The organism is Clostridium sp. CTA-1, assembly GCF_054768215.1.
This window is the reverse complement of sequence record NZ_BAAAAP010000015.1, coordinates 15766-42268: the sequence shown is the minus strand read 5'-3', so window position 1 is coordinate 42268 and position 26503 is coordinate 15766. Positions and strand designations below refer to the sequence as shown.

The 26503-nt window shown below is 28.8% G+C and carries 21 protein-coding genes, 5 tRNA genes and 2 riboswitches; of the genes, 22 read left to right on the top strand and 4 right to left on the bottom strand.

The features are described 5' to 3' along the window. Nucleotides 1-222: 222 nt before the first annotated feature. The 3 genes from ACYUEW_RS12860 (at nt 223) to mreB (ending at nt 2459) form a co-directional block, all read left to right on the top strand. The gene (locus tag ACYUEW_RS12860) at nt 223-969 is read left to right on the top strand and encodes a M23 family metallopeptidase (protein WP_042385919.1); all 747 of its coding nucleotides are present in this window, start codon (nt 223-225) and stop codon (nt 967-969) included. A 107-nt stretch (nt 970-1076) separates the two neighbouring features. Next, nucleotides 1077-1331: a sporulation transcriptional regulator SpoIIID gene (spoIIID, locus tag ACYUEW_RS12855; RefSeq protein WP_003356559.1), complete on the top strand. Its 255-nt coding sequence runs from the start codon at nt 1077-1079 to the stop codon at nt 1329-1331. Nucleotides 1332-1430: 99 nt separating this feature from the next. Beyond that, complete coding sequence (gene mreB / locus ACYUEW_RS12850) at nt 1431-2459, top strand: rod shape-determining protein (RefSeq protein WP_003487846.1); 1029 nt, start codon at nt 1431-1433, stop codon at nt 2457-2459. Nucleotides 2460-2572: 113 nt separating this feature from the next. On the opposite strand, the gene yyaC is transcribed toward mreB, so the two are convergent. Together yyaC and ACYUEW_RS12840 are read right to left on the bottom strand one after the other, a co-directional pair. Beyond that, nucleotides 2573-3097 (bottom strand): spore protease YyaC, encoded by a 525-nt coding sequence (gene yyaC, locus ACYUEW_RS12845; protein ID WP_042385917.1) that lies wholly within the window; start codon nt 3095-3097, stop codon nt 2573-2575. A 48-nt stretch (nt 3098-3145) separates the two neighbouring features. Continuing rightward, a complete protein-coding gene (locus ACYUEW_RS12840) occupies nt 3146-3868 on the bottom strand; it encodes a tRNA 2-thiocytidine(32) synthetase TtcA (protein ID WP_003487842.1) in 723 nt (240 codons plus the stop codon). 229 nt (nt 3869-4097) lie between these two features. On the opposite strand from ACYUEW_RS12840, the gene ACYUEW_RS12835 reads away from it, so the two are divergent. From ACYUEW_RS12835 to prfB, 12 genes are all read left to right on the top strand, one after another. Continuing rightward, a tRNA-Thr gene (locus ACYUEW_RS12835) sits at nt 4098-4173 on the top strand. 5 nt (nt 4174-4178) lie between these two features. Further along, nucleotides 4179-4263, top strand: a tRNA-Tyr gene (locus ACYUEW_RS12830). A 13-nt stretch (nt 4264-4276) separates the two neighbouring features. Next, nucleotides 4277-4352: transfer RNA gene (locus ACYUEW_RS12825), tRNA-Val, on the top strand. 17 nt (nt 4353-4369) lie between these two features. Beyond that, a tRNA-Thr gene (locus ACYUEW_RS12820) sits at nt 4370-4445 on the top strand. 5 nt (nt 4446-4450) lie between these two features. Next, nucleotides 4451-4535, top strand: a tRNA-Tyr gene (locus ACYUEW_RS12815). A 127-nt stretch (nt 4536-4662) separates the two neighbouring features. Then, nucleotides 4663-4764, top strand: a riboswitch (SAM riboswitch). Between the two features lie 78 nt (nt 4765-4842). After that, nucleotides 4843-6018, top strand: coding sequence for a methionine adenosyltransferase (gene metK, locus ACYUEW_RS12810; protein WP_003487840.1), 1176 nt, complete (start codon nt 4843-4845; stop codon nt 6016-6018). Between the two features lie 181 nt (nt 6019-6199). Then, nucleotides 6200-8434 (top strand): SF1B family DNA helicase RecD2, encoded by a 2235-nt coding sequence (gene recD2 / locus ACYUEW_RS12805; RefSeq protein ID WP_043030927.1) that lies wholly within the window; start codon nt 6200-6202, stop codon nt 8432-8434. A 27-nt stretch (nt 8435-8461) separates the two neighbouring features. After that, a complete protein-coding gene (locus ACYUEW_RS12800) occupies nt 8462-9475 on the top strand; it encodes a hypothetical protein (RefSeq protein ID WP_045516846.1) in 1014 nt (337 codons plus the stop codon). After that, nucleotides 9448-10125 (top strand): ComF family protein, encoded by a 678-nt coding sequence (locus ACYUEW_RS12795; RefSeq protein ID WP_003487833.1) that lies wholly within the window; start codon nt 9448-9450, stop codon nt 10123-10125. The genes ACYUEW_RS12800 and ACYUEW_RS12795 overlap by 28 nt, the downstream gene beginning before the upstream one ends. 425 nt (nt 10126-10550) lie before the next feature. Then, entirely contained in the window at nt 10551-11078 is a 528-nt protein-coding gene (gene hpf / locus ACYUEW_RS12790; protein WP_045516848.1) for a ribosome hibernation-promoting factor, HPF/YfiA family, read from the top strand. A gap of 232 nt (nt 11079-11310) precedes the next feature. Beyond that, nucleotides 11311-13818 (top strand): preprotein translocase subunit SecA, encoded by a 2508-nt coding sequence (gene secA / locus ACYUEW_RS12785; protein WP_042385915.1) that lies wholly within the window; start codon nt 11311-11313, stop codon nt 13816-13818. Nucleotides 13819-14058: 240 nt separating this feature from the next. Continuing rightward, nucleotides 14059-15160 (top strand): peptide chain release factor 2 gene (prfB, locus tag ACYUEW_RS12780; RefSeq protein WP_141650338.1). Its coding sequence is split into 2 segments (ribosomal slippage): nt 14059-14136 and nt 14138-15160, totalling 1101 coding nucleotides; the frame shifts between segments, so codons are not numbered across the junction. 120 nt (nt 15161-15280) lie between these two features. Here the strand turns inward: prfB and ACYUEW_RS12775 are convergent. Further along, nucleotides 15281-16645: a M28 family metallopeptidase gene (locus ACYUEW_RS12775; protein WP_096044930.1), complete on the bottom strand. Its 1365-nt coding sequence runs from the start codon at nt 16643-16645 to the stop codon at nt 15281-15283. A gap of 107 nt (nt 16646-16752) precedes the next feature. Between ACYUEW_RS12775 and ACYUEW_RS12770 the strand changes: the two genes are divergently transcribed. The 7 genes from ACYUEW_RS12770 to ACYUEW_RS12740 all read left to right on the top strand — a co-directional run bounded on the left by ACYUEW_RS12770 (nt 16753) and on the right by ACYUEW_RS12740 (nt 25504). Next, nucleotides 16753-18909 (top strand): Tex family protein, encoded by a 2157-nt coding sequence (locus ACYUEW_RS12770; RefSeq protein WP_045516856.1) that lies wholly within the window; start codon nt 16753-16755, stop codon nt 18907-18909. A 71-nt stretch (nt 18910-18980) separates the two neighbouring features. Continuing rightward, nucleotides 18981-19097: riboswitch (FMN riboswitch) on the top strand. A gap of 94 nt (nt 19098-19191) precedes the next feature. After that, nucleotides 19192-19785, top strand: a complete 594-nt coding sequence (locus ACYUEW_RS12765; RefSeq protein ID WP_045516858.1) for an ECF transporter S component — start codon at nt 19192-19194, stop codon at nt 19783-19785. A 230-nt stretch (nt 19786-20015) separates the two neighbouring features. After that, a complete protein-coding gene (locus ACYUEW_RS12760) occupies nt 20016-21665 on the top strand; it encodes a hypothetical protein (RefSeq protein ID WP_460276899.1) in 1650 nt (549 codons plus the stop codon). A gap of 20 nt (nt 21666-21685) precedes the next feature. Further along, nucleotides 21686-21946: an EscU/YscU/HrcU family type III secretion system export apparatus switch protein gene (locus ACYUEW_RS12755; RefSeq protein WP_003356363.1), complete on the top strand. Its 261-nt coding sequence runs from the start codon at nt 21686-21688 to the stop codon at nt 21944-21946. Nucleotides 21947-21959: 13 nt separating this feature from the next. After that, nucleotides 21960-22646, top strand: coding sequence for a metallophosphoesterase (locus tag ACYUEW_RS12750; RefSeq protein ID WP_003487816.1), 687 nt, complete (start codon nt 21960-21962; stop codon nt 22644-22646). Between the two features lie 83 nt (nt 22647-22729). Further along, on the top strand, nt 22730-23011 hold the full coding sequence (locus tag ACYUEW_RS12745) for an ArsR/SmtB family transcription factor (RefSeq protein WP_460276898.1): 282 nt from the start codon (nt 22730-22732) through the stop codon (nt 23009-23011). Between the two features lie 39 nt (nt 23012-23050). Beyond that, nucleotides 23051-25504, top strand: coding sequence for a DsrE/DsrF/DrsH-like family protein (locus ACYUEW_RS12740; RefSeq protein WP_045516861.1), 2454 nt, complete (start codon nt 23051-23053; stop codon nt 25502-25504). Between the two features lie 38 nt (nt 25505-25542). Here ACYUEW_RS12740 and ACYUEW_RS12735 read toward each other — a convergent pair whose 3' ends face one another. Further along, entirely contained in the window at nt 25543-26382 is an 840-nt protein-coding gene (locus ACYUEW_RS12735; RefSeq protein WP_045516862.1) for a DUF2225 domain-containing protein, read from the bottom strand. Nucleotides 26383-26503 lie beyond the last annotated feature (121 nt).

Here is a 26503-nt window from a genome sequence, read left to right as displayed (position 1 = left end):
AGTATATTTTTTTATCTTTGTGGTGTTAAAATTAAATCTATTTTATTTTGAATGATATTTTTAATTATTCAAATTGCAATTTAAGAATTTACAAGCATCAACAATTAGATATCAAATACAACAAAAGCAATGTTGAATTTTGGAGAAAAAAAGGGAAAATTTCTTAATAAAATATGTATTTTTTGCTATCTACTGGACAAACTAAAAAAAGGAGGTGTTGATATGGAAAAAAAACCATCTAATAAAAAATCAAACTTTTTTAAGAAGGAGGGGTTTTATGTAGTTTTATTCCTTTGTCTTTGCATAGTAGCTGCTATAGCAGCAATTTCAGTGAAGAGCAATTCACATGTAAAGAAAGAACCTATTGAAAATAAAGTAGTTGAAAATAAAAAAGAAAAAGATTCGGCAAAGGCTGTAGAAGGAAATTCTAAAAGTTATAATAATGCCCTTGAAGTGAAAAAAGAAGAAAACAAAGAAAATGAAAAAGAGCAAAATAAAGAAAGTGAAAAGAGCAAACAAAGTGAAAAGGAAACAGCTCAAGTTTCAAAAGCTCAAAATAATAATTTTATAAAACCAGTGGAAGGAACTTTAGCAAGAGTATATTCAGAAGATCCAGTATTTTGGAATTCAACTTCAAGTTATAGAGCTAATTTAGGATTAGATATAAAAGCTAAACTAAATTCACCTGTTTGTGTTATTGCAGATGGGAAAGTTGAAGAAATAGTCACTTCAAGCCAAGATGGTGTAAAGGTAACTGTTAATCATCAAAACGGAATAAAGAGTGTATATGCTAATTTAGATTCTAAAGTTAAAGTTACTAAAGGGCAGCAAATAAAGCAAGGTTCTTTAATAGGTAATGTAGGAAAAACTACATTAAGAGCAGCATATGAAAAATATGGAGATCACTTGCATTTTGCTATGATGAAGGGAAATAAATACATAAATCCTTCAAAATATATTAAATATTAATAAGGATGCCATTTTCCGCTTTTATGCGGAAGATGGCTAAATATAAATGAATTTAATCCTTTATACAAGCATATTTATAACTATAAAGGGATTAAGGAGGTAGCACTTTGAAAGATTACATTGAAGAAAGAGTTCTTGAAGTGGCACACTATATTATAGATTCTAAAGCTACGATAAGAAAAACAGCCAAAGTTTTTGGAGTGAGTAAAAGTACAATACACAAAGATATGACGGAAAGGTTACCTAAAATAAACCCTCAAATCGCGGAAGAAGCAAAAGAAATATTAGATTATAATAAGGCGGAGAGACATATAAGAGGTGGAAAAGCTACAAAGATGAAATATAAAGCTATTGAAGGTTAATTACATTCCTATTATAATTAGAATAGATAGTTATGAGAAAAATGTAAAGGATTCTCATAATTTATATATAACTACAATAGAGTAGGAGAGGATACGGGAATGTTTTTTAGTGTAGGAACAGATATGGGAATTGATTTAGGGACAGCTACAGTACTTGTATATATGAAGGGAAAAGGTGTAATTTTAAATGAACCTTCAGTAGTGGCGATAGACAGAAACAAAAATAGGGTTTTAGCTGTTGGACAAGAAGCTAGAGAGATGATTGGTAGAACACCAGGTAATATAGTAGCCATAAGACCTATGAGGGACGGAGTAATATCAGATTATGATATCACTGAGAAAATGTTAAAATATTTTATTGGAAAAGCTTGTGGAAAGAAAAAAATATCTGCACCAAGAGTAGTAATATGTATTCCATCAGAAGCTACAGAAGTTGAAAAAAGAGCTGTTATGGATGCGGCTAGAAATGCTGGAGCTAAGAAGGTATTTTTAATAGAAGAACCTTTAGCAGCAGCTATTGGTGCAGATTTAGATATAACTAAGGCTAGCGGAAGTATGATTATAGATATTGGAGGAGGTACTACAGATATAGCGGTTATTTCTCTTGGAGGTATAGTAGTAAGATCATCTATAAAAATAGCAGGGGACAAGTTTGATGATGCTATAATAAAATATATAAGAAAAAAACACAAGCTTATGATAGGAGAAAGAACAGCTGAAGACTTAAAGATAAAAATAGGTTCTGCTTTCTCAAAAGGCGGGGATACATCAATGGATATAAGGGGAAGAGATTTAGTTACAGGATTACCCAAAAACTTAACTGTAACCTCAGATGAAATGAGAGAAGCCTTACAGGATACTGTAAATTCAATAGCAGAACTTACTCATTCAGTATTAGAAAAGACACCACCTGAATTATCAGCTGATATAGCAGATAAAGGTATAATAATGACAGGTGGAGGTGCACTGCTTACTGGTCTTAGTGATTTAATAGAAAATGTTAATAAAGTACCCGTACATATAGCAGAAAACCCCATTTCTTGTGTTGCAGAGGGAACAGGAAAAATGCTAGAGTACTTGGATAAGATGGGAATATCAGAATCCGGTGATGGATTAAATTTAGTATAATAAGTTTAAATAACTACATATAAAAATAAAGCTCTTGATTAGTAATCATGAGCTTTATTTTTTATATTAATGCAGAATAATTGATAAACTATACCTAATTACAATGATATTTTTTAAATATCTAATATATAACAACAGTGTAAAACTGAATGGGCAATAACTTTAGCTATATTTAATATTAAGCTTAATCTAGTGTTAGCAGAAGTAAATATATCACAGTTTTCATTTGAATCTACAATACCAACAATTGAACAATCTCCTACTTTAGGAAGTGTTTTCCCAACACCTTTTCCAGGTTGTATGGGAAAGTTTCTTACTTGGATTTGACCTATATTATTCTTGTCACCAAGGCAGGCATCTATACCTATTATAGAACTATTAGGGTAGGAGTTTTTAATATTTTTTATAGTTTCCTCTATATTTAAAGCGTGTATAGGTTCATCTAAAGTTCCATATAATTTTAAAGGTATATTTTTATATTTTAATATAGTTCCAACTAAAGGACCAAGGCAATCCCCTATACATCTATCTGTACCTATGCATATTATTATAGTATCTTTATTTAAATAATTTTTAAGAGAATTTGCTATTTTATAATAAGATAATGATTCCATATAATGAGTTTTTTCTATATTCAAAACACACCCCTCCTTATATTAATATATATGAATATAAGGAGCTAAATATTATTCGATTTTATCTTTGTCCCATAGGTTTATTTGATTGGTATTGTTTAAGCATCCAAGTAGTCTGTCTTTAACTTTAGGAATATCTTTTTCTAAAGTATAGGTAAGTTCTTTCATATATTGCCTTTTAGTATTACCATTAGCAGGACAAGGATTTTTAATTATAGGTAAATTATATCTTTTAACCATACTTTTAATTGCTAGTTCATCTATATATATCATAGGTCTAATTATTGTTATATCAGCTTTATTTAAATAGGTTCTAGGGGAAAAACAACTTACTCTTCCTTCGTATAGCATAGACATTAATAAAGTTTCTATAGCATCATTTTTATGATGACCCAAGGCTATTTTGTTACATCCTAGTTTTTTAGAATAATTGTTTAAAGCTCCTCTTCTTAAATTAGCACATAAAGAACAAGGATTTTTTTCTTTTCTTACATCAAAAACTATTTCTTTTATGGGAGTCTTATATATGTATAGTGGAACATTTATATTAGAGCATACACTTTCAAGAGGAGAAAAATCTGCTCCTGTCATTGTATCTAATGTTATAGCTATTAAATCAAATTTTTCAGGAGAAAAACTTTGATATTTTTTTAGTAGATGAAGTAAAGCTATACTATCTTTTCCCCCAGATAAACCAACAGCTATTTTATCTCCATTTTGTATTAGATTAAAATCTCCCATTGCTCTTCTAAGCTTTCCTAATAATTTTTGCATGATATTCCTCCCTAATATATGTATAAATTTTTATTATAAATATATTATAAATTAATAAATATATATTACAAATAAATTTATCAAAATAAAATAGTAAGAAAAACAAAGTATTCAAGAGTAAAAACTATGTATATAGGATTAGGATTAATATAAAGGCCATTAATTTTGCTTGAATTTATATTGATAAATAGATATAATATTTCTTGTCGATACGACACAAAAAAAATATGCTGGCATGGCTCAATTGGTAGAGCAGCTGACTTGTAATCAGCAGGTTGTAGGTTCAAGTCCTATTGCCAGCTCCATATGTGGAGGAGTTCCCGAGTGGCCAAAGGGGGCAGACTGTAAATCTGTTGCGATTCGCTTCGATGGTTCGAATCCGTCCTCCTCCACCATATTTATTTTAATGGGCGCATAGCTCAGCTGGGAGAGCATCTGCCTTACAAGCAGGGGGTCACAGGTTCGAGCCCTGTTGTGCCCACCATTAAAATTTTATATTATGCTGGCATGGCTCAATTGGTAGAGCAGCTGACTTGTAATCAGCAGGTTGTAGGTTCAAGTCCTATTGCCAGCTCCATACATGGAGGAGTTCCCGAGTGGCCAAAGGGGGCAGACTGTAAATCTGTTGCGATTCGCTTCGATGGTTCGAATCCGTCCTCCTCCACCAAATATCCTTACTTATAGTAAGGATGTTTTTATTTGTATATAGATGATTTATAATGCATATATTATAAGTATAATATTGACATGTGTTTTTTAGTATGATATGATTTTAAATAAATAGTAATAAAGAACTCTTATCAAGAGAGGTGGAGGGAAAAGGGCCCTATGAAACCCGGCAACCAGTGATATTCACTAAGGTGCCAATTCCTGCAGTGCTATCTGCAAGATAAGAGAGAGTAGTTATATAATAACCTCTTCTTATTGAAGAGGTTTTATTTTTTAGGCAAAATTAGTAATTAGGAGGAGTTAACGTGAGAAAGTTATTTACATCTGAATCAGTAACAGAAGGACATCCAGATAAAATATGCGATCAAATTTCAGATGCAGTTTTAGATGCTATATTAGATAAAGATCCTAATGGAAGGGTTGCTTGTGAGACCGCAGTTACAACAGGAATGGTAATGGTAATGGGAGAGATATCAACAAAATGTTATGTTGATATACCAAAGTTAGTTAGAGAAACTATAAGGGGAATAGGATATGATAGAGCTAAATATGGATTTGATTGTGAGACTTGCTCTGTAATAACATCAATAGATGAACAATCAGTAGATATAGCCATGGGCGTTGATGAAGCTTTAGAATCTAAAAAAGGTGAAATGGATAAATTAGATGCTGTAGGCGCTGGAGATCAAGGTATGATGTTTGGTTTTGCTACAAATGAAACTAAGGAATATATGCCAATGCCTATAGAGATGGCCCACAAATTATCAAGAAGATTATCAGAAGTAAGAAAAAATGGTACATTACCATATTTGAGGCCAGATGGAAAAACTCAAGTGACTGTAGAGTATGAAGATGGTAAACCTGTAAGAATAGATGCTATAGTTATTTCAACTCAACATGGTCCAGAAGTTTCTTTAGAACAAATAGAAAAGGATATTAAAGAACATGTAATAAGAGTTATAGTACCGTCAGAATTATTAGATGAAAATACTAAATACTTTATAAACCCAACAGGAAGATTTGTAATTGGTGGGCCTCAAGGAGACTCAGGATTAACAGGAAGAAAAATAATAGTTGATACTTATGGTGGCTATGGAAGACACGGTGGTGGAGCCTTTTCAGGTAAGGATCCAACAAAAGTCGATAGATCTGCTGCATATGCCGCAAGATGGGTAGCTAAAAATTTAGTTGCAGCAGGGGTTGCTGATAAGTTAGAAATTCAGTTAGCTTATGCTATAGGGGTAGCTAAACCAGTATCTATTTCAGTTGATACATTTGGAACAGGTAAAATGGCTGATGAAGAAATAGTTTCAATAGTAAATAAAGTATTTGATTTAAGACCTGGAGCTATAATAAGAGATTTAGACTTAAGAAGACCTATATATAAACAAGTCGCTGCTTATGGACATTTTGGAAGAACGGATATAGATGTACCATGGGAAAGATTAGATAAAGTAGAGGAAATAAAAAAACATATATAAGTTAAAATAGTGTAAAAAGGAATGGACATGATAACATGCCATTCCTTTATATTTTTCTATAATAATATGATATAATTAGTCTAAATGATTAGAGTTAAAAAACTATAGTATTTACCATACTTAGAAGTGGAAGTATTATGAGTAATGGTAGTGGAATGAAAAAGATTAGGAGAGATTTTTTATGCAGGAAATACAGGGATTTATAGAGGATATACTTTTTAAAAATGATGAGAATGGATATGTAGTGGCAAAAATAAGAGAGGAAAACGAGGTTACAACCATAGTAGGATGTATGCCCTATATAACAGAAGGACAAAATTTAAAATTAAAAGGTAAATGGGTTATCCATCCACAATTTGGGAACCAATTTAAGGTAGAAATATGTGAAGAGGTAGTGCCCAATACTATAGCTGGTATAGAAAGATATTTATCCTCAGGAATTATATCAGGTATAGGCCCAGTAACTGCAAAAAAAATTGTAAAAAAATTTGGAGAAGAAACATTAAATATATTAGACAATAATATAGAAAGATTGACAGAAATAGAGGGTATAGGAAAGAAAAAAATAGAAATAATATATGATTCCTATATAAAACAAAATGAAGTACGAAACATAATGATATTTTTTCAGAATTATGGAGTTACACCTAATCAATGTATGAAAGTTTATAAAAGATTTGGAGAAAATTCTATATCAATTGTTAAAGAAAATCCATATATACTTACAGAAGAAATAAGCGGGATAGGTTTTAAAACTGCAGATAAAATAGCTAGAAGCTTAGGAATAGCAGGCAATTCACCCTTCAGAATTCAAAGTGGAATAAACTATATAATAAATGGATTTTGTAGTCTAGGAAATACTTATATGCCTTTAGATAAGCTTATAAGTGAGTCTATGAACATATTAGGTGTAAAAGAAGAAGAAATACATGAAAGTATATATAATAGTATGGCAGAAAATAAATTAAAGATAGAAAAAGTAGAAGACCAAGGCTGCGTTTTTACTCTACCTTATTATTATTGCGAGTTAGGAGTTACAAAAAAAATACTTAGTTTATCTTTGTCACAATATGATAATTTAAACATAGATATAGAAGATGAAATATTAAATTTTGAAAAAAGTAATAATATAAAATTTCATGATTCTCAAAGGGAAGCCATAAAAGGAGCCTTAGAAAATGGGGTGGAAATAATAACAGGAGGCCCTGGCACAGGAAAAACAACTATTATTAATTGTATAACAGAGATGTTTGAAAAAGCTAACATGAGAGTTTTTATGGCAGCACCTACAGGAAGAGCAGCTAAGAGAATGTCTGAGACTACAGGCAGAGAAGCTAAAACAATACATAGACTATTAGAAATGGGTGTATCTCAGGATGACACAGAAGAAGTTTTTTCTAAAGGTGAAGAGACGCCTTTAGAATGTGATGTAGTGATAATAGATGAAGCTTCCATGATAGATATAATATTAATGAATACACTTTTAAAAGCTGTAGCATTAGGTACAAGAATAATAATAGTTGGAGATGTAGATCAACTTCCATCAGTAGGTCCTGGAAATGTATTAAGAGATTTAATAGAAAGTAAGTGCGTAAAGGTAGTAAGATTAAAAGAGATATTTAGACAATCTAAAGAGAGCATGATTATAGTAAATGCCCATAGAATAAATGATGGGGAAATGCCCCTTATAAATAAAAAGGATAAAGATTTTTATTTTATAGAATGTAGTGAACCTAAAAAAATAGTTAATACATTATTAGAACTTTCAAATAAAAGATTACCTAAATTTAATAAAAGTTGGCATAAAATTCATGATATACAAATACTATCTCCAATGAGAAAGGGAATTTTAGGTGTTTCTAATTTAAATAAGGAATTGCAATCTGTTTTAAACCCTAAAAATGATTTAAAAAAAGAAATGGAATTTAAGGATTATATATTTAGAGTAGGAGATAAAGTTATGCAAACAAAAAATAACTACTCTTTAAAGTGGACTAGAACAAGTGGTGAGGGGGAAGCAGAAGGGTTAGGAATATTTAATGGAGATGTAGGGTATATAGAAGACATAGATGAAGAAAAAGAAACGGTTCAAGTTTTGTTTGATAATGAAAGAAGAGTAATATATGAAAATTTATATTTAGATGAAATAGATTTAGCTTATGCTGCAACTATTCATAAAAGTCAAGGCAGTGAATTCCCAGTAGTAGTTATGCCAGCCTTTAAAGGACCACCGCTTTTAATGAATAGAAATTTATTGTATACAGGAATAACAAGAGCTAAAAAGCTTGTTGTTTTGGTAGGTTCTTTAAAAGCTATTAATTTTATGGTACAAAATGATAAAATTTTTGAAAGATATTCTCTTTTAAAGTGGCGTATAAGTAATGTTTTAGATACTGAAATTATAGATGGAGAATAATATATTATATATAGAAGGTGAACCTGTATGTCTTTACTTAAAAGATCCAAAAAAGAATATGAATTTAGTGAAGTTATATTAAATTGGTGTAAAGGTAGAGAAAAGTTCTTAAATGTTGTATCTATACCTTATAATACTACGAATTTTTTTGTGGATTCTATTTTATATCTAATAAAAAATAGGAATAATATTTTGTATATAACAAATGAAGAAGAAAAAAGCATAGATATAATACAAAATATAAAAAGAAAAAGTGATTTTAGACAATATTCTTATATAAGAAAGAGTAAATTAGATATAGTTTCAAACTTAAAAGTTACTAATTTTAATGTGGCATTTAATATGGATGAAAAATTTGATTTTATAATATATGATGATTTAAGTAGTTATGCAAATCATAATAAGGATAGTATAAAAGATTTAATTTTGTCTAAACTTACCAATGAAGGGAAATGTATAATGTATTCTATAGAAAGCTTATTTATCAATAGTAGAAGTATTTATATACCCTTTAAAAAGGATAGAATGCCTATAATAGAACCAAGAACATTATTAACTAGAATAAATATAAGTAGAGAGATTCCTTTTATTATTTATGATTACATGAAGTGGTCATTTCAGTCTAAAAGGAAAGTTATTATATATACCCCTTCACATTTTATTAGTAAAAATTTATATAATTATTTTAAAAATTATATAAATAAAATTGATGTAAATGTAATACTAGATATGGAATTAGATTCTAATAAGAGTTTAGTTAACTTTGAAAAGATGAAGGAAGGTATATTTATAACTAATTTATTTTATGATGGATTTTCAAAATTAAAGGATACAGATTTGATAATTTATGGTTCAGATAAAAATAAATTTAATTATAAAGAATTAATATATTTATGTGGTACTGTAGGGAGAGGTGAATATGATTTTAAAGGTGAAATTATATTTCTAGCTAATACGGAAACTGTACATATGGAGAAAGCTAAAAATATAATAAGAGGCTTTAATAAAGAAGCATGGGAACTAGGATTTTTAACTATATAAAATATATTATAGAATGTATAGGAGAAGTAATATACCCCTATGAAAATAAATGTGTAATATGTGAAAAATATATAGAAGAAGATTTAATATGTAAAGAATGCCTTAACGCTATAAAGCATTGTAGTGACGTTAAAATTATTGAAAAAGGGAAAAACTGTTTTTCAGCATTCCCTACTTGCTATTATTCAGGTATAATGATGGAACTTATATTAAATTTAAAATATAAAGGCGATTTTAAAAGTGGAGAAGTAATAGCTAATTTAATGTGTAGAAAAGCAAAAGAAATTAATATAAGCACGGATATTATAACTTTTGTTCCATCCAGTAAAAAATCTTACAAAAAAAGAGGATATAATCAAAGTGAGTACTTAGCCAGGATTATAAGTAAAAGCATTAATATACCAATAGTCTATTGTTTAAAAAAGAATATAAATACAAAAGATCAAATAGGATTAAATGGAATTGAAAGATGGCTAAATGTTAAGGATAGTTTTAAAGTTTATAATGAAAGATATGTAGAAAATAAAAGAATACTTTTAATTGATGATGTTTTAACCACAGGAGCTACCTCCTTTTATTGTGCTAACGAGTTAAAAAAGAGTGGAGCAAAAGAAATTTTTATATTGACTGCAGCAAAAAGTGATGTATAATTTAAATATAGTAAAATTAGGTTTGTGGTTGAAAGTCGATGCCAGTCGCAGGCAAAACGATCCACGTAAGTTAAATAAAAATATTTGATGAGCATGGTGCGGCTTAGAAGTAAGTCCTGCCGTTATTAAAAACGAGAGGGTTAGTAGTGAGAAGACGAACTCTGGGTAGCGAAAATTCCAGCAGGCGAGTGTGGGGGCAAAAACCAGGTCAACTAATTTTAACTAATTGAGGCTTATAGTATAACTATAGGTCTTATTTTTATATTAATATGAAATAATTCATATTAGTAAAAAATTATTATAAATAACTTAATATTTTGTAAATTTAAAAAATTTCTATTGAGTTTTTTAAAAAATAGTATTAAAATATAAATAACATAACAAGATTAAAAAACATAATCAAGAACAGAAAGAGGGGCTGAAGAATGAAAATAACAGTAATAGGCAAAAATATTGAGATAACAAATGCTTTAAGGGAGACAGTTGAAAAGAAGCTGTCAAAGCTTGAAAGATTTTTCAACCCTGATGTAGTTGCAACAGCTACATTGAGTGTACACAAAAATAAGCAAACTATAGAAGTTACGATACCATTCCATGGAGTTATATTAAGAGGTGAAGAAACAACAGAGGATATGTATGCATCTATAGACATGGTAATAGATAAATTAGAAAGACAAATAAGAAAGCAAAAGACTAAACTTCAACGTAAGATTCATGATGGCTCATTAAGATTTCAATATATACCAGATTATGAAAGTGGAGAAAATAAAGAGACTCAAATAGTAAAGACTAAAAAATTTGCCATGAAACCAATGTCTTCAGAAGAAGCAGTTTTACAAATGGAGCTTTTAGGACATAATTTCTTTGTATATCAAAATGCTGATACAGAGGAAGTAAATGTTATATATAGAAGAAAAGATGGTAATTATGGTTTAATAGAACCTGAATTTTAAAATAATATATTAACATATTAATATAAAGAACTAGTAAAAAGTGGACATATACAAGGGTATATGTCTACTTTTTTATATAGATAAGGTTTATAAACCTAGGGTTTACTATAATTAATTATTATTTACAAATTTACATAATTATTATTTTAAAAAGTTGAATGGAATATAGTTAAATGATATAATTTATAAAGTTAAGACCTATAAAATTTGATAAATAGTGAGGATGAATAATATGGGAATTTTAAATAAAATATTTGGTACATATAGTGAAAGAGAACTTAGAAGAGTTAATCCTATAGTAAACAAAATAGAATCTTTAGATGAAAAAATGCAATCCTTAAAAGATGAAGATTTTAAGCTAAAAACTGAAGAATTTAAAAGTAGACTAGAAAAAGGGGAAAAACTGGATGATATTTTACCAGAAGCTTTTGCCTTAGTTAGAGAAGCGGCACATAGAACCATAGGACTTAAACATTATAAAGAACAATTAATAGGTGGTGTAGTATTACACCAAGGAAGAATTGGAGAAATGAAAACCGGTGAAGGTAAAACTTTAGTTGCTACATTGCCAGCCTATATAAATGCATTAACAGGAAAAGGGGTACATATAGTTACAGTTAATGATTACTTAGCAAAAAGAGATAGAGATTTAATGGCTCCGGTATATGAATTTTTAGGGTTAAAAGTAGGAGTTATTTTGCATAATTTAAATAATGAAGAAAGACAAGAAGCTTATGGTTCAGATATAACTTATGGAACAAATAGTGAATTTGGCTTTGATTATTTAAGGGATAATATGGTAGTTTATAAAGAAGAAAGAGTTCAAAGAAAGTTAAACTTTGCAATTGTGGATGAAGTGGACTCTATATTAATAGATGAAGCTAGAACTCCATTAATAATATCAGGTCAAGGGGAGAAGTCTACAGAATTTTATAAAGTTGCAGATTATTTCACTAAATCTTTAATAGCTGAAAAAGATTTTACAATAGATGAAAAAGCTAATTCAGCTATGCTTACAGATGAAGGTGTTAATAAAGCAGAGAATTTCTTTAAGGTAGATAACTATGCTGATGCAGAAAACATGGAAATACAACACCATGTAGTTCAAGCTTTAAAAGCTAACTATGTAATGAAAAAAGATAAAGATTATATGATTAAAGATGGAGAAATTCTAATAGTTGATGAGTTTACAGGAAGAGCTATGGAAGGAAGAAGATATAGCGATGGATTGCACCAAGCTATAGAAGCTAAAGAAGGCGTTAGAGTAGAAAGAGAATCTAAAACTTTAGCTACAATAACTTATCAAAACTATTTTAGAATGTATAATAAATTATCTGGTATGACAGGAACTGCTCAAACAGAAGAAAATGAATTTAGAGAAATCTATGGATTAGATGTAATTGTAATACCTACACATGAACCTATAGCAAGAATAGATAATGCGGATGTAGTATATAAAACAGAAAAGGGTAAATTTAAAGCTATAGTTGATGAAATAGTAGAAAGATATAAAAAAGGTCAACCAATGCTAGTAGGTACAGTAAGCATAGAAAAATCAGAAATGTTATCCTCTATGCTAAAGAAAAAAGGAGTACCTCATCAAGTATTAAATGCTAAATATCATGAAAAAGAAGCGGAAATAATATCTCATGCAGGGGAATATGGGATGGTTACAATAGCCACTAATATGGCAGGTCGTGGTACAGATATAAAACTTACTAAAGAAGCTGAAGAAGCAGGCGGACTTATGATTATAGGTACAGAAAGACATGAGTCTAGAAGAATAGACAACCAATTAAGAGGACGTTCTGGTCGTCAAGGAGATCCTGGTGAATCAAGATTTTTTGTATCTTTAGAAGATGATTTAATGAGAATATTTGGTTCAGAAAGAATACAAGGAATAGTTGATAAATTAGGACTTGGTGAAGATGAAGCTATAGAAAGTAAGATGGTAAGTTCAGCTATAGAAAGTGCTCAAAAGAAGGTAGAAGGAAATAACTTTGATATAAGAAAAACTCTATTGCAATATGATGATGTAATAAATAAACAAAGAGAAATAATATACAAACAAAGAAGTGAGGTTCTAGAAGGGGAAGACTTAAAGGATCAAATAGGAGATATGATTAGAGATGTAGTTTATACTGCAGTAAATTCTCATATTTCAGGAGTAGAAGAAGAGTTTGAGACAGAACTTCAAAATCTTGTTAATTATTTAGAAGATATATGTTTACCAAAGGGTTTAGTAAATGTGAAAGATCTAAGTAATTTATCAGATGAAGAAATAAAAGAAAAATTATTAGAAGCAGTAGAAAATATATATAACCACAAAGAAAAAGAAATTGGAGAAGAACAAATAAGAGAAATAGAAAGGGTAATATTACTTAGAGTTGTAGATACTAAATGGATGGATCATATAGATGATATGGATCACTTAAAACAAGGTATAGGTCTAAGAGCATATAGACAACAAGATCCAGTTCAAGCATACCAATTTGAAGGTAGTGAAATGTTTGAGGAAATGATCTATAACATTAAAGTAGATACTGTAAGATATTTATTCCATGTGGAAGTAGAAAAAGCACCTGAAAGAGAGAAGGTAGCAAAAGAAACATCAACTAATTATGATGAGGACTCAGTAAAAAAACAACCTATAAAAAAGGAAAATAGAATTGGTAGAAATGATCTATGTCCTTGTGGAAGTGGAAAGAAATATAAAAATTGTTGTGGTAGAATGGCATAAAAATATATTATAATAAAACCGGAAACTTTTATTTGGTTTCTGGTTTTATAACCTTTAAGGCACATTCAAATAAATAACAAGTCAGTATGACAGTCTATTTTGCGTCATACTGCGTCAGCATAGCCCGCCGATAGCACTACTAGCGACGGAACCTGCTTCCTTGGCTGACACAAAATATACTGCCATCTTTGACTTGTTATTTATTTTCATGCGCCTAAAGTAAATAATAGAGGTGATGGCATGATATTAGAAATTCAAGAAATAATAAATAATTCCTATGAACTTAAAAATACAATAAAAGAAATCGGGGAGTCTCTTTGACATAGAAAAATTAAAAAATAGTATATCAGAACTACAAAATAAAATGCAAAATCCAAATTTTTGGAATGATATAAAAGAGGCACAAAAAATAACTTCTGAAGAAAAGTATTTAAAGGATAAACTAAGCAAGTATAATCATTTAAAAAATACTATAGAGGATATTATAGGATTGTCCCAAATGTTATCAGAAGAAGATGACGATATGGGAAAAGAAATATTATCAGAATATAAAAATATAAAAGAAGAAATAGATAGATTTAAGATAGAAACCCTATTATCTGGAGAGTATGATAGAAATAATGCAATAATGACCCTACATTCAGGAGTAGGAGGAACAGATGCACAGGATTGGACAGATATGCTATTTAGGATGTATACAAGGTGGGCTGAAAAAGAGGGATTTACTGTTAAGATTATGGATTTATTAGAGGCTGAAGATGCAGGGATAAAGAGTGTAACCCTAAAGATTACTGGAGAGTTTGTGTATGGATATCTTAAAGGTGAAAAGGGAATACACAGATTGGTTAGAATATCTCCTTTTAATGCAAATGGTAAAAGACAGACTTCCTTTGCATCTATAGAAGTATTACCAGAACTAACAGATGATCAAGAAATAGAAATAAAGAGTGAAGATTTAAAGATAGATACCTATAGGGCAGGTGGAGCTGGAGGACAGCATGTTAATAAAACTGAATCTGCAGTAAGAATAACTCATATACCAACAGGAATTATAGTACAATGTCAAAATGAAAGAAGTCAGCATACTAATAAAGAAACAGCTATGAAGGTTTTAAAATCAAGATTAGTAGAATTAAAGGAAAGATCTCATAAAGAAAAAATAGAAGATCTAACTGGAGAACTAAAGGATATGGGATGGGGGAGTCAAATAAGATCCTATGTATTTCATCCTTATAATTTAGTAAAAGACCATAGAACAGGAGCAGAAACTAGCAATGTAGATGCAGTAATGAATGGCGATATAAATATATTCATAATAGAGTATCTAAAAGGAAATTTTTAAAATCAGAAATTAAAAAATAAAGGGGATTCCTGAAAATAGATTTAATTTTAATATCACAATTATTGAAATTAAATTTATTTTATTTTGAGGCATCCCTTTTACTTTGTCGAATTATAGAATTCATAATAAATAATTATTTAGATTTATAATTTTTGTTTTATTTCTTTGCTGTTTTTTTATAAATATAAAAAGTAAAACAAAAGATATAATTAGAAATTCTTTATAGTGAACATAAAATAAATTTCCTCTAAAAGCGGAATTTATAATTTTTAATGAGGCTACATTGTAGCATCTTTTTATAGAATTTTTATTTATAAACTCTATTTTATCCTTAGGAGTATGAATTTTGGAAGTATCATTATCGCAAAATGTTATAGCATTTACACCCTTTTCTCTAAAAAAATAATGATCACTAGCATTTTCAAACATATAATTAAAATTAATATTTTTAGAAGAACATAAAGTGGATAATTCTTTTATAAGAGGAGTATCAGCTGTATCTTTATCAGATCCCATTATACAAAGGGGAACACTTTCACTACCTCCTATCATATCAAAATTTAATAATGTAGAATTTTTTACTTTGCTATAATATTTTTCTACAAAAGCCTTAGAGCCAAGACAACCAAATTCTTCAGCATTAAAAGAAACAAATATAATATCTCTATCCGGTGTACCTAAGGATTTAATATATTTAACTAATTCTAGCATAAAGCTAGTACCAGAAGCATTATCTAAAGCACCACTATATATAGTCCCATTTAAATCCTCACCTAAATGATCGAAGTGGGAAGAAATTATAATAGGAGCATTGTTAGGATTTGTTCCTTTTATATATCCCACCACGTTATTAAGTTCAGTTTCTTTTATGGAATAAGGAATAAAACAAATTATTTTATAGTCTGATTTTATAAAATCTTTTAGTTCAGAAAAAACTTTTTTATTTGTGACAACATACATATTATAGGGCGCTTCTTTTACAAAAGAGCTTCTAAAATTAGAATCGTAATCATCTGTAGCATATATAAGGAAATTACCATTATTATAATTTATATTCATAAAATCATTTTGGATAATTACATTTTTATTAGTAAAAGAAAAAGCATTTTCTCTAAAATTAAGCATATCTTCTTTGAAATCTTTACCATAAGAATAATTTTTAATTAAGTTACCTTGAGAATCTATTACTTTCAAGTAAGGATTACCTTCAATTTTGCTAGGATAAAAACATCCAAAACTATGGAAATAGTTTTCTTCATAGGGAAGTAGATTATTATTTCTAAAATTATTTCTTATATATTCTGAAACTTGCCTATTTTCCATAGAGCCAGGAAGTCTTCCCTTAAATTCATTAGAGGATATTAAATTAATATTATTTAGTACAGAGTTTATATTAAATGATTTTATAAATAAAGCGGTTTGTATACTAAAACATAAAAAGGTTAAAATAATAGTTATATAAAATAACTTGGCAAAATTTCTCATAATATCTCCTATAAATTGTTTATAATTTAATTTATATTAATTTGCCAAAGGATATATAACTGGTATAATATATTTTTAGTGACTTTATTTAATATTTGGAGGTAAAAATGAACAATATAAATAGTGTTTTATCAAAAGAACTTAATATATCTATTAAGTATATAGATGCAGTTATAGATTTATTAGATCAAGGAAATACAGTACCTTTTATAGCAAGATATAGAAAAGAAGTAACTGGAGGCATGAGCGACGAAACTCTTAGAGAGCTTTTTGAAAGGCTTACATATCTAAGAAATTTAAGTTCTAAAAAAGAAGATGTTATAAGACTTATAGAGGAGCAAGGAAAGCTTACAGAAGAACTTAAGATATCTATAATTAATAGTAAAACTGTTACGGAAGTAGAAGATTTATATAGACCTTATAGGCCAAAGAGAAGGACAAGAGCTACTATAGCGGAAGGAAAAGGATTAAAACCTTTAGCGGAAACAATATTAGAAGGTAATTTTAAAGAAGATATAAAAGTATATGCTAGTCAATTTGTAAATGAAGAAAAAGAAGTAAAAACTATTGAAGATGCTCTTCAAGGTGCCATGGATATAATAAGTGAAGTTATATCTGACGAAGCAGAATACAGAAAGTGGATAAGAAATTTTGTTTTTAATGAGGGAATAATAGAAACAAAAGGTGAAAGCAAGGAGCCTACTCCTTATGAAATGTATTATGATTATAAAGAAAATGTAAAAAATATTCCTCCACACAGAATATTAGCTATAAATAGAGGAGAAAAAGAAAAAATATTAACAGCAAAAGTTACTTGTAATGAAGACAAAATAATAGATTATTTAAAAAGTAGATCCTTAAAAGGAAATAAAGAAACAGATATATATATAGAAGAGTCTGTTAAAGATTCTTTAAAAAGATTAATATATCCCTCTATAGAAAGAGAGATAAGATCAGAGTTAACGGAAAAGGGTGAAGAAGGAGCAATAAAAATATTTAAAGAGAATCTAAAGGCTCTTTTGATGCAAGCACCTATAAAAGATAAAGTGGTTTTAGGGTATGATCCAGGTTTTAGAACAGGATGTAAGATAGCAGTATTAGACGAAACAGGAAAGTTATTAGATACAGCTACAGTTTATGCTACAGCACCACAAAACGATGTAGAAGGTTCTGTAAAAATATTAAAAGAATTGATATATAAATATGACGTTGATGTGATATCTTTAGGAAATGGAACAGCTAGTAGAGAATCAGAAGAGGTTATAGCCAAAATGCTTAAAGAAATAAAAGAAGAAAAAGGGAAAGATATATATTATGTTATAGTATCTGAAGCTGGAGCCTCTGTTTATTCTGCATCAAAATTAGCTACAGAAGAATATCCAGATATAAATGTTTCTTTAAGAGGGGCTATATCTATAGGTAGAAGACTTCAAGATCCTCTAGCAGAACTTGTAAAAATAGATCCTAAGTCTATAGGGGTAGGACAATATCAACACGATGTATCTCAAAAAAAATTAGATGAATCATTAAAAGGTGTGGTAGAAGATTGTGTTAATGCGGTAGGAGTAGACTTAAATACTGCAACACCATCACTTTTATCTTATATTTCAGGCATTAATAGCTCTATAGCTAAAAATATAGTAGCTTATAGAGAGGAAATAGGGAAATTTAAAAATAGAAAAGAATTATTAAAAGTAAAAAGGTTAGGACAAAAAGCCTTTGAGCAATGTGCAGGTTTTCTTAGAGTTATGGAAAGTAAAGAACCTTTAGATAATACAGGAGTCCATCCAGAGTCCTATGAGGGAACCAAGAAGTTTTTAAGCTTGTTACAATATGATATAAAAGATGTAAAAAATAATAAATTACAGGATATAGATGATAGGGTTAATAATATAGGACTAGATGATATATGCAATAAAATAGATATAGGGAAACCTACACTATTAGATATTATAAAAGAAATAAAAAAACCAGGAAGAGATCCAAGAGAAGATTTACCAAAACCTATATTAAAGACAGGAATTGTTGATATAACTCAATTAAAACCAGATATGATTTTAATGGGTACTGTTAGGAATGTAGCTGACTTTGGAGCCTTTGTAGATATAGGAGTTCATCAAGATGGCTTAGTACATATAAGTCAACTTTCAGATAGCTTTGTAAAACATCCTTTAGATGTGGTAAAAGTAGGAGATATAGTGGAAGTTAGAATATTAGAAGTAGACCAAAAGAGAAATAGAATCTCCTTAAGCATGAAAAAGTAAATTATTGCATAAATATTAATATTGAATTAAAATTATTAATAGTATATAATAAAAATGCATAAAATTAATATTTATATCTTCAGGGCGGGGTGTAATTCCCCACCGGCGGTAAAGCCCGCGAGCTATTTTTAGCATGATTCGGTTAAATTCCGAAGCCGACAGTAAAGTCTGGATGGAAGAAGATTATAATTGTAACTATGATTACAAGGCCCTGATAATATTATCAGGGCTTTTTATTTTTGTTTGGAAAATTTCACAAGAGATATAAAATGGAGGGATAGTATGAAAAGCAGTAAATTAAATAAGTTGGTAAAGATATCCGTGCTAGGAACTATAGGATTTTTACTTATGTTTATAGAGATTCCAATACCTATATTCCCAGATTTTTTACAAATTGATATAAGTGACATACCTGCACTAGTAGGTGGCTTTGCGTTAGGGCCTGTAACAGGAATACTAATAGAGTTTATGAAAAATATATTGCATAGTATATTCAAAGGAAATACAGTTTTTGTAGGAGAAATTGCAAATTTTTTAGTAGGATCTGTTTTAGTAGGTATTTCGGCATACATCTATAAAAGAGATAAAACCAAAAAAGGTGCAATAGTGGGATTAGCCATAGGGGCAATATGTATGTCTATAGTAGCAGGAATATTAAACTATTATGTTCTTTTACCATTATATGAAAAAGCACTAAATTTCCCAATAAAGGCGGTAGTAGCTATAGGAAATAAGTTAAATCCTAAAATAGTAGATTTAAAGAGTTTTATATTTTGGTCTATAATTCCATTTAATTTACTTAAGGGGGTAGTAGTATCTCTAATAACTGCAGCTATATATAAAAATGTATCCCCTATACTTCATGAAAGAAAATAAAATATAAATATAATAACTGATTAAATAGCTAGTGTTCTATTTAATCAGTATTTTTATTATAATAGAAAAGTAATAAATTCATTTTATTTAAGATAATAAAATTTAAAAATATGTTAGAGTATATATAGTACTAACATATGAGTATATTACACTACTCCTTTATAAAGTTTGTTTAGTAAATATAGATCTAGTACGATAATAAAGTAAGTTTTATAAGAGGTGATGATAATATGCCAGACATTTTAAATATAAATAATGTTTATAATACTAATACAAAAAAAATATCTAGTAAACTTTCTTTTGATGTAGACCAAATTTTTGCTGCCAGAGTAATTGGTGAGGGAGAAAGTCCAGAAGAGGTAATATTAAAATTAATAGATGGATGGCAATTTAAAGCATCCATTGAAGACTTAAAAGGAAATTTACCTAATGGGTTACTTAATTTTAAAGTTTTAGGATTTGAGGAAGGAAAGTTAGTTTTAAAATTTTTAGAGGGTAGCTTGGTAAAGGAACAAGAAAAAGAGCAAAATTCTATAGAAGATTTATTACTTAAAGAGAATATAAAATTAAATAAAGAGGACTATGCTTTATTAGAAAAAATGATAAAGCATAATATACCTTTAACTAAGGATAATATATTAAAGGTTATAAATTTATCTAATTTTATGGAAAAACTAAAAAGTAATCCTCAAGAAGGAGATACATTTATACAAAACTATATAAAGGGTAAAGGAATAGATTTACAAAGTGCCAAAGGACAAGAGATAAGCAATGTATTAAAGGGATTATTTAATGAATTACAAACCTTAACAGAAGAAGATTTATTCATTTTATTAGAAAGTAATATAGAATTAACTGAAGAAAATGTAAAAGCTTTTAAAGAGGTTTTTAAAGAATCTAGCATTTATAACAAGGTAAATAATATGGATAAGGAATTAAATAAATCTAACATAGATAATAAACAAATAATAACTGACAAAAATATATCTGATGGAGATACTTTGGTAAAGGAAAATCTACAATCAAAAACAATAGAAAATGGCGCAAGTAATAAAAGTCAAAATGTTGTAAAAAATGAATTGATAAGTACTTTTAAAACACTTATGGCCACAGGTAAGGAAGAAAATATAAGTCTTGTAAGAGATTTAATATTAGAGGAAAAAGACTTAAATGGAATATTAAAAAATTTTACTAAAGAAGAGCAAGAAATGTTAGGATTAAAAGCAAAACCTGAAAATACTGAAGCAACAGAGCAAAGTTTAATAGGGGAAACTACAAAAAATATTAAAACAAAATCAATAGAAATATCAGGAAGTAGAGCACAAGTAGATTCTTCAAGTATAAAAGAACAAATAAATGTAAAAACAAATGAGATTAAAGATATAGTTAAAAATCTTATAGATACATTAAAAGATACCAATAATTCATCCTATGATAAAATAATAGGCACATTAAAAAATAATATAAATAATTTTAAAATGTTTAATACTATATCCAATGAATATTATTATTTAGATTTACCTTTAAATTTTAAAGAAAACGAATGTGACTGTAAAATTATAATAAAAGATGAAAGAGGTAAGGGTAAAAAAATAGATTCTAGTAATGTAAAGATAGCCACATCTATAGCTACAGCTAATATGGATATAGTAGATGCTTATATCACTCTTAAAAATAGCAATATGGAGATTAATATAAAAATTATAAAGCAATGGGTAAAATTATTAGATAAAGGGAAAAATAAACTTATAGAAGATATGAGCAGTATGGGGTATAATATTTTTATAAAAGTAGAGGAAAAAGCAGAGATATTTAATATATCAAACTGTAGAGAATTTTTTAATGATAACAATTTAAATGCTATTGATATTAGAGCATAATAAAAGATTGGGTGATTATTTTGAATGAAAGAAAAAAGGCTGCAGCTTTAAAATATGAGGAAAGTTACACATCACCAGTAGTTACTGCTGCTGGTATGGGATATGTAGCAGATAAAATTTTGGAAAAGGCCTCAGAAGAGAAGGTACCTATAGTTTATGACAAGGAATTAGCAAATCTTTTAACTAATATAGATATAGGCGATTCTATACCCTATGAATTATATGATGCAGTAGCAAAAGTAATAGCATATGTTATGGAAATAGACGAGAGAATAAAATAATAGAGGTGATATAGTGAGCTTATATGCAATATCAGACTTACATTTAGCTTTTAATGAAGATAAGCCCATGGATATATTCGATGATAAGTGGTTTATGCATCATGAAAGAATAAAAGAAAATTGGCAAAATAAAATAACTAAAGAAGATACCGTTCTTATAGCCGGAGATATTTCTTGGTCTATGAAAATAGAAGAGGGATTACATGATTTAGAGTGGATTCATAATTTAAAGGGAAGAAAAATTTTAATAAAAGGTAATCATGATTATTGGTGGAATTCTATAAATAAATTAAACAAATTGTATGAGGATATGAATTTCATACAAAATAATTTTTTTATATATGAAAACTATGCTATATGCGGAACAAGGGGCTGGAATCCTAAGCCATCAGATAATTTTACTACTCGTGATGAAAAAATATATAGAAGAGAGCTTATAAGATTAAGATTATCACTAGATACAGCAAAAAAAGCGGGAATGGAAAAATTTATAGTGATGTTACATTATCCTGCTACTAATGATAAATTTGAAGATTCACCAATAACTGAACTTTTAAAGGAATATAATGTAGAGAAGGTTATATACGGACATTTACATGGAATAAGTACAACTAGGTCACTAGAAGGGTTAAGAGATGGAATAGAATACTATTTAACTTCCTGTGATTATATAAATTTTGATCCCGTAAAGATTATTTAAACTTACGGGATTTATAATTGACAACTATATCGTAATATCGTAATATATAAATATAGAAATATATTATAGAAAGAGGTAGAATAATGGATAATGATTATGCAAAATATAATGATATGGTTGAACTTTTAAAAGTTCTATCCCACCCAGTTAGGATATGTATAGTGAAAGGACTTTTAGAAAAGGGAGAATGTAATGTAAGTCATATGCAAAATTGTTTAGGTATGCCTCAATCCACTATATCTCAACACCTACAAAAACTAAAAAGTGCAGGGATAATAGAAGGGGATAGAAATGGACTTCAAATAAATTACCATGTTTCTAATAAAAAAGCAGAACAATTGATAAAAATTTTGCTTAATGAGTAATAGTACTAAGAAATTTCTATTTAAGTAGGAGGAATTACAATGAATAAGAAGGTACTAATCATTGGAGGAGTAGCAGGAGGAGCTTCTGCAGCCGCAAGACTTAGAAGACTTGATGAAAATGCACAAATAATAATGTTTGAAAGAGGAGAATATATTTCCTTTGCTAATTGTGGATTACCTTATTATATAGGAGAAACTATAAAGGAAAGAGATAATCTTTTAGTTCAAACTCCTGAAGCTATGATGGGTAGATTCAACATTGATGTTAGAGTAAATAGTGAAGTTGCATCAATAAATACCAAAGAAAAGAAAGTTACAGTAAATAGTAAAGAAAAGGGAAACTATGAGGAAACATATGATTATATAATAATGTCACCAGGGGCAACACCTATAAAACCACCTATAGAAGGGATAAATAGTTCGAAAATATTTACATTAAGAAATATTCCAGATACAGATAGAATAAAAGATTATGTAGACAACAAAAATGTTAAGAGTGCAGTAGTTGTTGGTGGGGGATATATAGGTATCGAAATGGCAGAAAACCTTAGAGAGAGAGGTATAAATGTGGTGTTAGTAGAAGCTGCTCCCCACATATTAGCACCTTTTGATTCAGATATGGTTACTTTTGCCGAACAGGAGCTACAGGAGAATGGTGTAGGGTTAATTTTAGGCGATGGAGTTAAATCTTTTGAAGAAAATAATAATAAAATAAAAATATCCCTTCAAAGTAACACTGAGTTAAATGCAGATATGATTATATTGGCTATAGGTGTAAAACCAGATACGGAGTTCTTAAAGGGGTCTTCTATAGAAATTGGTCCTAGAGGTCATATAATAGTAGATAAACATATGAAAACTAATGTAGAAGGCATATATGCCGTAGGAGATGCTATAGAAGTAATAGACTATATAAATGAAAATAAAACAGCCATACCATTAGCAGGACCAGCAAATAAACAGGGTAGAATAGCTGCAGATAATCTATGTGGATTAAATTCTTCTTATAAAGGTACTCAAGGAACTGCTATAATTAAAGTTTTTGGATTAACAGGCGGTAGTACAGGTAATAATGAAAGAATTTTATCTAAATTTAATATACCATATAAAGTAGTTTATACACATTCCCAATCTCATGCAAGTTACTATCCAGGGGGTACACCAATAAGCTTAAAATTAATATTTGATGATAAAGGTAAGATTTTAGGTGCTCAAGCTTTTGGTTATGATGGGGTAGATAAAAGAATAGATGATATTGCTACAGTAATAAGATTTGGTGGAACTATATATGATTTAGAAGAGTTAGAATTAGCTTACGCCCCTCCATATTCTTCAGCTAAGGATCCTGTTAATATGGTAGGTTTTGTGGCAGAGAATTTATTAACAGGAAAAGTAGAAAATATATCACCAAATAATATAGATGATAGGAATAAAGAAGAGATTGTATTATTGGATGTAAGAGATGATATAGAAATTGAAAATGGGAAAATAGAGGGAGCAATAGAGATACCAATAAATCAATTAAGAGATAGACTAAGTGAAATTCCAAGGGATAAAGAAGTATGGATATATTGCCAAATAGGGTTACGCGGGTATATTGGTGCTAGAATATTAATGGCCAATGGGTACAAGGTTAAAAATCTTAATGGTGGATATAAAACTTATATTATGAATAAGTTTATACCTGAAAAAATAGATAAGATGCCAGAAGATAAAATGAAGGGAAATAATGAAACTAAGGAAGAGGTAGCAGAAATTTTAGAACTGGATGCTTGTGGTTTAAGTTGTCCAGGGCCACTAATGAAAGTAAACAACAATGTAAATGAAATGAGTGAAGGAGAAACTTTAAAAGTAAAAGCTTCAGATCCAGGATTTTATGTAGATATACAATCCTGGTGTGAAAGAACAAATAATGAACTATTAAATGTATCAAAGGATAAAGGAATAGTCACAGCTATTATTAAGAAAGGTAAAAAAAAATTACAAGTAGATGAAAAAAAGAGTGAAGTACAAACTAAGCAAAATGATAATAAAACATTAGTTGTATTTAGTGGAGATTTAGATAAAGCAATAGCATCTTTTGTTATAGCAAATGGTGCTGTAGCTATGGGGAAAAAGGTAACTATGTTCTTTACATTTTGGGGATTAAATATATTAAGAAAATCAGAGAAAGCAAGTGTACAAAAGGGATTTATGGATAAAATGTTTGGAACAATGATGCCAAGAGGAAGTAAAAAGTTAAAACTTTCTAAGATGAACATGTTGGGCATGGGATCCAAAATGATTAGAAAGGTAATGAAGGATAAAAATATATCTTCTCTTGAAGAGTTAATAGAATCAGCTATAGCTTCAGGTATAAATATAGTTGCATGCCAAATGTCTATGGATGTTATGGGAATAAAAGAAGAGGAATTAATAGATGGAGTGAAAATAGGCGGAGTAGGATATTATTTAGGAGAAGCTGAGGATTCTAATGTAAATCTATTTATATAAATAAAGTAAAACTCCTATAAAATATGTTTATAGGAGTTTTACTTTATTTTACTTAGAAGTCTAGCTAAGATTCCCTTTTTGGGTTTAGTATTATCTATTTTATCAATCTCGTTAGGTATAGTAGTAAAATCAATTTTATTCATTTCTTCTTTTATAAGATCATTTTGATCTCTAGCTAAATTTTTTAATCTACTAGAAATACCAGGACAGGTTATAACATTACTAAACCAACGCAAAGCTTCTTCAGAATTTCCAGTTCTCCGCAGTAATTCACCTATTAAATACATGGTAGTGTATCTATCCATCCCATATATAGGAAAATCCTCTGAAAAATAAGCTTCTTTAAGAGATTCTAGGGCTTCACTTAAAAATAATTTTTCTTTATCATAATCATCCTTTAGTCTATACATCCAAGCCAACTTTAAACAATTAAAGCCTTTTTTACTATAAGCAGATTCTATAACCACATAATTTAATAAAGATAATTTAAATCTTTCAATAGCTATATCTATATTATATACTTCAGGATATTCCCTAGGAATCCAAGTTGAAGTTATTTGTTCTTTTACAGAATTTATTTGAAAAGATCTTATTTTGTTAAAATCTTTTTTCATAGCAGCATAACCACATTCATTACAAACCCAAACATCATAAAAATAAGGATTTATAATAGAATATCGTATAAAAAGATCAGAATCTTTTTTTAGAATTCTGTAAGAAGAAGTTTTTATAGATTTTGCTTTAAAGGTATTACCACACACAGGGCAGGTGACTTCTTTATCATATAAAAGAGATTTTTCTTTTAACCATTCAGCGCTATTTTTTTTATATATTGGCCAATCTTTACTATTATTTTTATGTGATTCATTGTAATTCAAAATTATCACCTTCATTTTCGCATTCATATCTGATATTATAATTATATCAAATATACAATTATAATTATATTATAATATCAAAACAATATATAATGATAATAGGTAATATAGGATAAATTGC

Excerpts from the sequence above, each read along its gene's own strand:
- ACYUEW_RS12860 (WP_042385919.1), top strand. The coding sequence starts at position 223 with ATGGAAAAAAAACCATCTAATAAAAAATCAAACTTTTTTAAGAAGGAG.
- mreB (WP_003487846.1), top strand. The coding sequence starts at position 1,431 with ATGTTTTTTAGTGTAGGAACAGATATGGGAATTGATTTAGGGACAGCT.
- ACYUEW_RS12840 (WP_003487842.1), bottom strand. The coding sequence starts at position 3,868 with ATGCAAAAATTATTAGGAAAGCTTAGAAGAGCAATGGGAGATTTTAAT.
- recD2 (WP_043030927.1), top strand. The coding sequence starts at position 6,200 with ATGCAGGAAATACAGGGATTTATAGAGGATATACTTTTTAAAAATGAT.
- ACYUEW_RS12800 (WP_045516846.1), top strand. The coding sequence starts at position 8,462 with ATGTCTTTACTTAAAAGATCCAAAAAAGAATATGAATTTAGTGAAGTT.
- ACYUEW_RS12795 (WP_003487833.1), top strand. The coding sequence starts at position 9,448 with ATGGGAACTAGGATTTTTAACTATATAAAATATATTATAGAATGTATA.
- hpf (WP_045516848.1), top strand. The coding sequence starts at position 10,551 with ATGAAAATAACAGTAATAGGCAAAAATATTGAGATAACAAATGCTTTA.
- secA (WP_042385915.1), top strand. The coding sequence starts at position 11,311 with ATGGGAATTTTAAATAAAATATTTGGTACATATAGTGAAAGAGAACTT.
- ACYUEW_RS12775 (WP_096044930.1), bottom strand. The coding sequence starts at position 16,645 with ATGAGAAATTTTGCCAAGTTATTTTATATAACTATTATTTTAACCTTT.
- ACYUEW_RS12770 (WP_045516856.1), top strand. The coding sequence starts at position 16,753 with ATGAACAATATAAATAGTGTTTTATCAAAAGAACTTAATATATCTATT.
- ACYUEW_RS12765 (WP_045516858.1), top strand. The coding sequence starts at position 19,192 with ATGAAAAGCAGTAAATTAAATAAGTTGGTAAAGATATCCGTGCTAGGA.
- ACYUEW_RS12760 (WP_460276899.1), top strand. The coding sequence starts at position 20,016 with ATGCCAGACATTTTAAATATAAATAATGTTTATAATACTAATACAAAA.
- ACYUEW_RS12745 (WP_460276898.1), top strand. The coding sequence starts at position 22,730 with ATGGATAATGATTATGCAAAATATAATGATATGGTTGAACTTTTAAAA.
- ACYUEW_RS12740 (WP_045516861.1), top strand. The coding sequence starts at position 23,051 with ATGAATAAGAAGGTACTAATCATTGGAGGAGTAGCAGGAGGAGCTTCT.